We start from the raw sequence: 10,873 nt of genomic DNA, 5'->3' as shown, positions 1-10,873 counted from the left end.
TGCGTACCGTACAGGTGCGCTATTTTTTATAATTCGGGCTTACATAACTTAAACGTAGTACCTGTGAAATACTTAAAAACACCATTAAAAAAGGCAGGAGAAATTTGGTCATTTCTCCTACCCTTTTTCAGTTAGCACAACTTAAGCAATGTTATTCAATGCCTGCTTGTACGTTTTGTGTGTTATGCAGTACAACATTGTGTGCATAGTCACCTGTAATAATAACTTCCTTCACTGTAGCGCCTGCAAAATCAATGACAACTGGTGCATCTTGCTTCGCTTCAATTGTCACGACTTGATCCGCTAATGCGCCCGCTAAACGAATATACGAGCCATCTTTATGTCCTTTAATAACGATACCATTTTTAATCGTATAGCCTTCTTCAACATAAACATTTAGCTTCGATTTTGTTAATACTAATTTACCTGTTTGCTTTCCTTTTAACGTAAATGGCACAAGTTCTGGCATTTCTACCAGTTCCTTTGTTAAATCAATTTGTACTAAAACTGGGTCATGGTCACTTGCACGCTTACCTGACACGCTTGAGTAATCGGCATTAATATGCAGTGCATCAACTTCTGTTGCATCTGCTAAATGGTCCGATACTAAAATATGGTCAAGCACTTGTGAGTTCCCTTGGTACGTGTATGTGTAACGGTCTTCTTTTGGTAAACGTTTAATCATATTCACTAAACCTGCTTGCTCCAAAATTTCAAGTGGTGCTGAGAATTCGAAGTCGTTAAAGTCACCAAGTGCCACAACATTCGCTTGTGGATTATCCGCTTTTACCGACTCAACAAACGCTTTTACTTGCTCAGCAATCTTTTTGCGTTGTACTTCACTGCCTAATACAGGTGGCTGTGTCGCACCAAATAATGCTGTATCGCCACCTTTAGAGTTAAAGTGGTTACCGATGACTAATACATCTTCACCGTTAAATGTGAACTGTGCAGCGATTGGCTTACGACTTGATGCAAATGCCTCGTCTGTTGGGTTTACAAGCCCTGGGTTGTGCGATAATGCACCGTTTTCATACGTGACAGCTGTTGTTGCATCACCTGGTGTACCTTCTTTTAACGTGACACGCTCTGGATTATATAGGAAGCCTGGACGAATATTTGCGCCTGGTGCACCACCATCTTGGTTATATACAGGGTCGATATTGACATACTCGTAACGTGGGCCACCCGCTTCAACAATTGCATTGATTAAACGTTGATAGCTTTCGTTCGCTGCTGAGTTACCATCTGCTGTTTCCCCATTATTATCTTGCATTTCGACAATACCGATAATATCTGGTGACTGCATATTTGTCACAAAGCTTTGTGCAATTAATTTCGCTTTTGCATCAGATGTTTCTGACGTATTCGCTGAGAAGTTTTCAATATTGTAATTAGCAATCGTTAATTTTGTTGGATCTTTTACAATCGTTGTTGCTTCTGGCTGAATATTCCCTGCTTCATATACTTCACGTAAATCCGCTTCATCTAAATAAATTTTATAGTTTGAGAAACCATATCCTACAACACCGATAATTGGTGCTTCGCCTTTAAATGTATCACCTGTCGATATATCAAAATCTGTTGCAGCATCTCCATTTGCTTTAAACGCTTTTAAGTGAATACGGTCTGCGTTATAATCTGTTGCTGAAATTAGCACGCCACCATTATTTGTATCTGTTTCGCGTGTTTCTAACACCGTTGTAATATCACCATATTCTTGTGGTGACGTCGCTTTTAAACCACTAAATGCAACGCGCATCCCTTCTAAGCTCTCCCAATAGTCAATCGCATCTTCCTCTGGGTCAAACTGTGCAAATGAATCATTATCAATGACATCACGTGGAATCGTTGTTTCATCAACTGTAATTGCTGATGGTAAAGCGACACCTGATGCTACTTTTTCAATTTTGCCGTTACGTGCATTAATTTGTGTCGATAATAAATCACCTTCATTACCTTCTACGCGGTACTCATCCACAACACCAGAAACTTTTATTTGGTCACCTACCGCTACATCTCCGTAGCTATTACCTAAGAATACTAAAATCCCTTCAGATGTATTTGGGTTGTCGTCTATTAAGCTATCTGGTGTTTGAATCGTTGCGTAGTGACTGCTACGAATTTTAAATAAGTATGTCACAACACCTTCAATGTCCGTTACTTGTTGTCCTTTAAACGGTGATGTATGCGCTTCTCCTTGGATATGGTGAATTTTTAATGTCCCATCAAAAACATCATACGTAAATGTTGACACAATAGACGGTGTTAAACCTTCTTTTACAGCAATCGCTTTTACGGTTTGTGCTTCATTAATCGTAATTGGTCCTTCATATTTTGTGCTAGCTGTTGTTGGTTCAGAACCATCTGTTGTGTAATAAATTGTCGCATCTGGTGTTGTTGTCGATAACGTTACTTCCGTTCCTACTGTTACTAAATTCGTTGCAGATGCGGTAACAGCTTGTACTACGGATAAATCTTCAATCACATCCGCTGTTGAACGAATAAAGATTTGGTAGTTTTCGCCGTACTGTTGGACAACACCGATAATTTGGTCATACGTTTTGCCAATTTCTAAGCCCATCGCTTGTGCTGTATCACGAATTAAGAATGTATCACCTGCTGCATCTGTTACAGTATAGTTCCCACCGCTATACGATGACACCGTCACTTCTGAGAACTGTACAAGTTGCGCTTCGATATCTTCTGTAATTTGTGCAGCTGTCACTGGTTTTGGTGCTGGTACACCCGCTGTCCCAATACGTTCAACAACTTCAATACCTGTAATTTCTAGTAAATTGCTGTACTCTGTTAATGACCCTTTTACAACGACTTCATCGCCAACTGCTACATCTAGTGAGCCATATAATACAATCGCACCTGTTTCATCTTGAATATGAATCGTCTGTCCAATAATTGCTGTAATAACACCTTGTACTTGTGCCGGTCCATCTAAACGTTCACGTACAGCAGCAATTGTTTCGGTTTCTAGTGGTGCTGGTGGTACATTTGCTACTAAATCATCCGCTGAACGCGGCACAATTTGGTATGTGCCGTTAAACTCTACGACAATCCCTGTAATGCTGTCATATGTTGTACCGGCTGTAACACCTGTCGCTAACTCATCACGAACAACGAAGTTTTGACCAACAACCGCTTTATTTGTACCTGTGGCATCTTCAGCAATTGTGATATTTTCAACCGTTACGAGTTGTGACTCATACGCCTCACCTACATTTTCTGGACTAATGGTACGTGGTGTCGGTGTAGATGTACCCTCTTTTAACGTTACAAGCTCGGCTGAACCAACTTGTGCTAAACCGTTATATACTGCACGCTTTCCTTTTACGACAACGTAATCGCCGACTTTCGCTTCACCAACAGCATCTTTATGGTGAATGGCAATCGCTTTTTCCCCATCAAAAATATGTGCCGTGTTGCGCGCAATTCCGACAATTGTTCCTTCTGTTTGAACTTCTGTCTCAAGCTCCGCTGCAAGCACATCCGCGATTGAGATTGACCCTTCCGCTAATGCTACACCGTGATTTGCTGTATGTTTGCCTAAATCGCTAAATGTATCAATCGGATATTGTGTCCAGCCTGATAAATCAATGTCGTCATTCGGGTTTGTATCACCAGTAAAGTTGTCGGCATTACGGACGTATGTGACATTTTCAGCAAACTTTTCACCGCCTGCGATTTTACCAAACGAGTCAATGATTGTATTATTTTTCTTTAAAACAACTGTATCATCACCATTGAAGTTTGTAACATTTGCAACTTCTCCTAATGGCTTTAATACATCATTTGCTTGATTGTGGACGAAAACCTTTGTTTCCCCGTGTGCAAGTGTCCCGCTTAATGTAATTGGATTCCCTGGTGTTGTGTTCAAGTTCGCATATAACTCAATTGAATACGCAGATAAATCAACAGGTGCACCTGTACCGTTATAAATTTCAATCGCTTTATTGTTGCTTGAACCTTCCACATACTCTGAAATGACTAAATCGTCGGCGTATACAACAGCTGCTTCTGTCGTAATCGCTGGTGTCAATGCTGTAATGGCTAATGCGCCTGCTGCTGTAATCGAAAATGCTTTCTTCGTCATAATCATGCTCCTTTTAAATGAGAGAGTATAGAGGCTACAACTGTAGCCTCTATCAATAAAATGATAATGCTTCTTCGTTTAGTTAATTGTGTCGCCATCAACAATTGTGTTTACTAACGTCACTTCGCCACCAACATTTGATAATACAAGGTCGCCACCAACCGTTGTATTTGAAATTGTAATTGGTGCATCTGTTGTTGTTTCAACAATTAAGTCACCTGTTACTTGTAAACCATCAATTGTCGCTAATTCTTCAGCTGTACCTGTCACTACTACATTGCCGACAAATTCTTTTTGCGTCGCAAGATCAGCAGCTGTTACTGTTGTTTGCTGCACTAAAGTACCACGAACTTCTGTTGGAATGGCATCTTTTTGTGATACTAAGTAATCACGGAAGTTTTCCCAATCCGATAAACCTAAATCTGTCACACGACCGTCCGCATACACCTCTGCTAATACTTCATAGTTGTCGCCACCTTTTGCTGTAAAGGCATTTGTTGCGACTGTATGCATCGTTGCATCTTTTGGTACAACTGTGTAAACACCATCTTTTAACGTTTCAATTGATATAATGCGTTCGCCTACTGGTTTTGTTGCATCATAAGTTACACGGCCACCTGCTACGTGTAAGAAGCCGCCTGATTCTCTCGGTAAGCTGCTTACTGAGTGCTCAAACGTTTCATATAATTCAACCCCACTTACTGTTGCAAGCGCTAATGTATTGCTAAATGGTAGCACATTAATTACTTCACCAACTGTCACAGGTCCAGCATTAATTGACGTACGAATACCACCACCATTTTGGAACGCTAAAATAACCTCTTTATCTGGGCTATACTCTTTTGCTTTTTCCAGCATACCTTCTGTAATTAAGTTCCCTAAAATCGTTTCGTTTTTACGTACCGATTCACCTGTTGTATTACCCTCATCTGATTGACGTGGATTTGTTAAAGTTTGTGCTAATGTGACACCAATTTCTTCATCAGACACTTCTGCAATCTTATCTTTATATGGCTGTAATAATGCTAGCGCCTCTGCATCATCTGCGTACGTAGCGATTTCTAACAATTCGCCATTATGCGCTGTAATAACCCCGTTTTTATCAAACGATACATCCAATGTACCTAAGAAATCATTGTGCTGATACGCTTGGACAATAATTGTCGGCTCGTCATCCGCATCATTTTCACGTGCAACCGTTACAGGTACTTCAAGATTCGTATGTGAATGACCACCAACGATCACGTCAATTCCTGCTACGAGTTTTGCTAACTGTTGGTCATTATCCACTGTTGGATTATCATCATAACCGATATGTGTAAGTGCAATAATTTTATTAACACCTTGCGCTTCTAATTTCGCTACTGTTTCTTTTGCGCGTTCAATATAGTTTTCAAAAATGATTGAACCTGGGCTTGAAATTGATGCTGTTTCTTCTGTCGTTAAACCGAAAATACCAACCTTTTCGCCGTCAACCGTTTGAATAATCGCATCGTATACTTTGCCATCTTGTGGAGAAGCTGTTACTGTACGTGATTGCAGTGTGCTTAAATTCTCATCTTTTGATAAGTCCACATTCGCTGCTACTGTTGGGAATTTCGCTAGTGCTAAGAAATCCGCTAATCCTTTATGTGCTGTCGGTGATGAACCTAAGTCGAATTCATGGTTACCGAATACAAAGGCATCGACACCCATTAAGTTCATAAATGCAATGTCTGCTTTTCCTTCAAATTGATTGAAGTATAATGTACCACTAAATACATCCCCTGCATTTAGTAATAATGTGTTTTCATTCGCTGCACGTACTTCTTTCACCGCTGTTACAGTTTTCGCCACATTGTCTAAACGTGCATGTGTATCATTTTGGTGCATAATTGTTACATCGAGCGCTTTTGCTGTATCAACTGGTGGAATAATAACTGGTGGTGTGACAACGCCACCGCCGCCAGTACCTGGTGTTTCACCTTTTGTATCTGTATATGTGCCAACTGTTTGTGGCGTAACCGTTTTAAGTGTTGTTAAGTATTCTGCAAAGTTCTCCCAGTCTGATAAACCTAAATCCGTTACACGACCTTCTGCATATGCTTTTGCAAACATATCGTAACCGTCACCGCCCTTAGCAGTGAAAGCATTTGTTGCGATTGTGTATGTCGTTGCTGGGTTTACTTCTACCCAAGTACCGTTATTGTTGTATTCTACTTTTGTGACACGTGAGCCTGCTGGTTTTGTTGAATCAAATGTCACACGACCACCTGCTACATGTAGGAAACCACCTGACTCTGCTGGATATTGCGATAAACCATGCTCAAATGCCGCCTTCAGCTCTGCACCTGTTAACTGCATCGTTGCTAACGTATTGCCAAATGGTAATACAGTAATGACTTCACCAACTGTAATTGGACCTGCATCAATCGCTGCACGAATACCACCACCGTTTTGTAATGCCATAATCGCATTTGGTGCGTATTGTTTCGCTTTTGTTAACATTCCTTGTGTAATTAAGTTACCTAGTGCTGTCTCTGAGTTACGAACAGATACAGAACTTTCTTCGTTTGCACGTGGGTTCACTAATGCCGCTGTTGCCGTTGCGCCAATTTCTTGTTGCTCGATTTCTGCAATGCGCTCTTTATACGTTTCTAGAACTGCCGCCGCTTCTGCATCTTCTTCATAGCCAGCAATTTCTAATAGCTCTCCTGCATACCCACTAACAACACCGTCTTCATCAAATGTCACTTCAAGTTTTCCTAAAAACTCATTGTATTGATATGCTTGCACGATTAATGTCGGGTCTTTGTCAGTACCATTTTCATCTTTCTCAACAACGACTGGCTCTTCTAGCTCCGTATGTGAGTGACCACCAACAATTACATCAATGCCATCTGCATGTGCCGCTAATTGAAGATCATTGTCCACTGCTGGGTTATCATCATAACCGATATGTGTTAACGCAATAATTTTATCAATGCCTTGTTCTTCTAATTGCTCAACTGTTTGTTCTGCTTTTTCGATATAATTTTCAAACGCAACTGAACCTGGACTTGAAATATCCGCTGTTTCAGCTGTTGTTAAGCCGAAAATACCGACTTTTTCGCCGTTTACTTCTTTAATAATGGCATCATAAATGCGACCATCTTCTGCTGTTTCTGTCACTGTACGCGTTTGTAAACCTTTTAAATTCGAATCTTCCGAAAAATCAACATTTGCTGCGACAAATGGGAAGTCCGCTTTTTCAACAAATTCACGTAACGCTAAATGTTGGTCTGGTGTAGATCCTAAATCAAATTCATGGTTACCGAATGCAAAGGCATCGACACCCATCATATTTAAGAACGTTAAGTCTGCTTGTCCTTGGTATTCATTAAAGTATAATGTACCGCTAAATACGTCCCCTGCGTTAACTAATAACGCTTCTGCATCTTTGGCACGCTCTTCTTTCACCGCTGTTACTGTTTTCGCGATATTATTTAAGTTCGCATGGATATCATTTTGATGTAAAATTGTCATGCTGAAATCATCTGTTGGCGCCGGTGCTAATGCTTCTTTTGCACGGCTAATAAATGTCGCGATTTGACCACGCGTTACAGGGTTTGCAACACCGAATTTATCCGAGCCATTTGGTTGCCCTTGTGTAATACCGTTCGTAAATAATGCATCCACATAATCTTTATATTGATGACCAGCTGGCACATCTGTAAAGTTTGATGTTCCGCCATCTTTAGGTGCCAGTTTTAAGCCTTCTACAATGATTTTAGACATTTGCCCACGCGTAATTGTTGCTCCTGGGCGGAATGTCTCATCTTCAAAACCAGAAATTACACCTAAACTCGCTAAAGCGGCAATTGCATTATAGTATTGATGTGTTGTTGGCACATCTTTAAAGCCTGGATTTGGGAAGTTTGTTGTTGAAAGTCCTAAAACACCAGCTAAAATTTTTGCGGCTTGTCCGCGTGTTACTGCTGTGCCTGGGCGATATGTACCATCTGGGAAACCTGACACAATTCCTTCGTTTGCTAGCGCATGAATCGGACCATAGTGTGTACTATCTGGTTTTACGTCAGGGAAAACTGTTGCTGCCTCTACTGGTGCTTGAACGGCTACAGTTGCAACGACTGCTGAAGCAAGTGAAGCAACCATCCATTTATTACGTTTACTTTTCAAAATAACGACCTCCTGAATTTCTGATTGAAGTGCAAACCACTATACCTATTGTATAAGTGAATTGTGAATGCCATATGAACTAGTTGTAAATATAGCACCCTCTATTCCTTATTATTACGAAACACTAAGTAATATACAATCATTAACTTTCTAAATTTTTCATCTTTTCAGCACTTTCAACATAAATGTACGCTTTTGCACAAAAAAATGCAAATTTCGCTAAAAAACCGATTGCTCACGACATGTGGCAATCGGCTGTCATTCATTATTCTAAATTACCAGCTGGTGCTTCTTCTGTTGTTTCAACAAGTACGATATTGCCCTTTGGTGTATTAGATAATTCTTTTTGTGCTTGTAAATAGTCACGGAAGTTTTCCCAATCTGATAAACCTAAGTCCGTCACACGACCTTCCGCATAAGCTTTGCCAAACATTGTGTAGCCATCGCCACCTTTTGCTGTAAAGGCATTTGTTGCAATCGTGTATGTTTCGTCAGCTTGTAGCGCCACAAGTTCGCCAGCTTCATTTTTATACTCGATTGACACAATACGAGAACCTGCTTCTTTTAATGGATCAACGGTAATTGTTGCGCCAGCCACGTGTAAGAAGCCGCCTGACTCTTTCGGATATTGAGAGAAGCTATGTTCAAATGCTGCTGTTAATTCTGCACCTGTCACATCCATTGTCGCTAACGTATTCCCGAATGGTAAAACGCTAATCACTTCACCAACTGTAATATCACCTGCATCAATTGACGCGCGAATACCACCGCCGTTTTGAATGGCCATAATCGCTTCTGGTGCATATTGTTTCGCTTTTTCTAACATACCTTCTGTAATGTAGTTCCCTAATGCTGTTTCTGCGTTACGTACAGATACACCTGTTGTATTCCCTTCATCACTTGAACGTGGGTTTGTTAATGCTTCTACCGCTGTTACGTTGATTGGCGTACCACTTACGTTTGCTACCTGCTCCTTAAACGGTGCTAAAATTGCTTCCGCTTGTGCATTCGCTTCGAAGTCTGCAATCTTCACTGCATTGCTTACTGATTCCTCAATGATTACATGTCCATTTTCATCAAACGCTACATCTACTGTTCCTAAAATATCGTTGTATTGGTACGCTTGTACGATAATTGTCGCTTCTTTTGTTTCACCTGCAAGATTTTCTGTAATCACTGCGGCGTTTTCTAAACCTTCATATTCGCCTGCAACAATTGTTGTATGTGAGTGACCACCTACGATTAAGTCAATCCCGTCAACCGCTGCTGCTAAATGTAAATCATTATCGTATTTTACATTGTCGTCATAACCGATATGTGTTAATGCTATAATTTTATCAATGCCTTGTGCTGTTAACGCATCCACTGCTTTTTGAGATTCTTCAATGTAATCTTCAAATACGATTGATCCTGGGCTAGAAATATCTGCTGTTTCTGCTGTCGTTAAGCCGAAAATACCAACCTTCTCACCATCAACCTCTTTTACGATAGCGCTGTAGATATGACCAGCTTCTGCATTCTCCGTTACCCCATCCGTATGTAAGCCTGCAAATTTGTCATCTTTTGAGAAGTCAACGTTCGCTGTTAACACTGGGAAGTTCGCACCTTTAATGAAATCAACAAGCGCTTGGTGACCAGCTGGCGAAGAGCCTAAATCGAACTCATGGTTCCCTAATGTAAATGCGTCAATGTTTAATAAGTTTAATAATGCTAAATCTGCTTGTCCTTCAAATTCAGAGAAGTATAATGTCCCTGTAAACGCATCGCCCGCGTTTAACAATAACGCATGCTCTTTTTCAGCACGAATTTGCTCTACCGCTGTTACTGTTTTTGGTAAATTATCTAAGTGACCATGAATATCATTTTGGTGCATGACCGATAATGTGAAATCTGCTGTTGATGTTTCCACGTTCGCTGCTTTATGAACAAACGTCGCTACTTGTCCGCGTGTTACATGTTTAGCAGGACCATATGTGCCGTCCTCAAATCCTTGTACAACACCGTTTGCTGTTAAAATATCGACAGCTTCTTTATATTGATGACCTGCTGGTACGTCAGCAAATTGCTTCGCTTCACCTATTGCTGTTAAGCCGAATGCGCCTGCAATAATTTTAGCCATTTGTCCACGTGTTAATGGATCATTTACACCATATGTGCCATCACCATAACCTGAAATATAATTCGCTTGCTTTAACGCAGCAATTGCTCCGTAATATTGATGTCCTTTTGGCACATCTGAGAAAGCTGGGTCTTCAACTGTTGTTGTGTCTAACTTCAAAGCACCTGCAATAATTTTCGCTACTTGTCCACGTGTTACTTCATTGTTTGGACCATATGTACCATCACCGTAACCTGAAATAATACCAGCTTCAGCTAATGCATAAATAGCGTCTTTGTGACTGCCTTCTTTTACATCGGTAAACTTCAATTCTTCTGCTGCTTGTACTGGTGTTACGATTGCTGCTGTTGCTGCAAATACGGCTGCAGCTGCTGTTGCTTTAACAAATGTTGAACGACTCAAAATATTTCCTCCTAATATAAAGCCTATCCCAATAAAGTATAGCACTTTTAAACAATTCACCTAATATTGTATAACTAATTAAGCGT

General features: G+C 40.5%; 3 protein-coding genes. All 3 read right to left on the bottom strand.

Annotation, left to right across the window (positions count from 1 at the left end):
• Nucleotides 1–151: 151 nt before the first annotated feature.
• Nucleotides 152–4,108, bottom strand: coding sequence for a chitobiase/beta-hexosaminidase C-terminal domain-containing protein (locus A6M13_RS02535; protein WP_066542620.1), 3,957 nt, complete (start codon nt 4,106–4,108; stop codon nt 152–154).
• Between the two features lie 78 nt (nt 4,109–4,186).
• A complete protein-coding gene (locus A6M13_RS16465; protein ID WP_245669193.1) occupies nt 4,187–8,266 on the bottom strand; it encodes a 5'-nucleotidase C-terminal domain-containing protein in 4,080 nt (1,359 codons plus the stop codon).
• Between the two features lie 265 nt (nt 8,267–8,531).
• A complete protein-coding gene (locus A6M13_RS02525; RefSeq protein WP_066542619.1) occupies nt 8,532–10,787 on the bottom strand; it encodes an S-layer homology domain-containing protein in 2,256 nt (751 codons plus the stop codon).
• Nucleotides 10,788–10,873 lie beyond the last annotated feature (86 nt).

The organism is Caryophanon tenue (genome assembly GCF_001700315.1).
Taxonomy (GTDB): Bacteria; Bacillota; Bacilli; order Bacillales_A; family Planococcaceae; genus Caryophanon; species Caryophanon tenue.
This window is presented reverse-complemented; position numbering and strand designations above follow the sequence as displayed.

What these genes read in the sequence shown, in the direction of transcription:
- A6M13_RS02535 (WP_066542620.1), bottom strand. Translation starts at nt 4,108, where the DNA reads ATGACGAAGAAAGCATTTTCGATTACAGCAGCAGGCGCATTAGCCATT.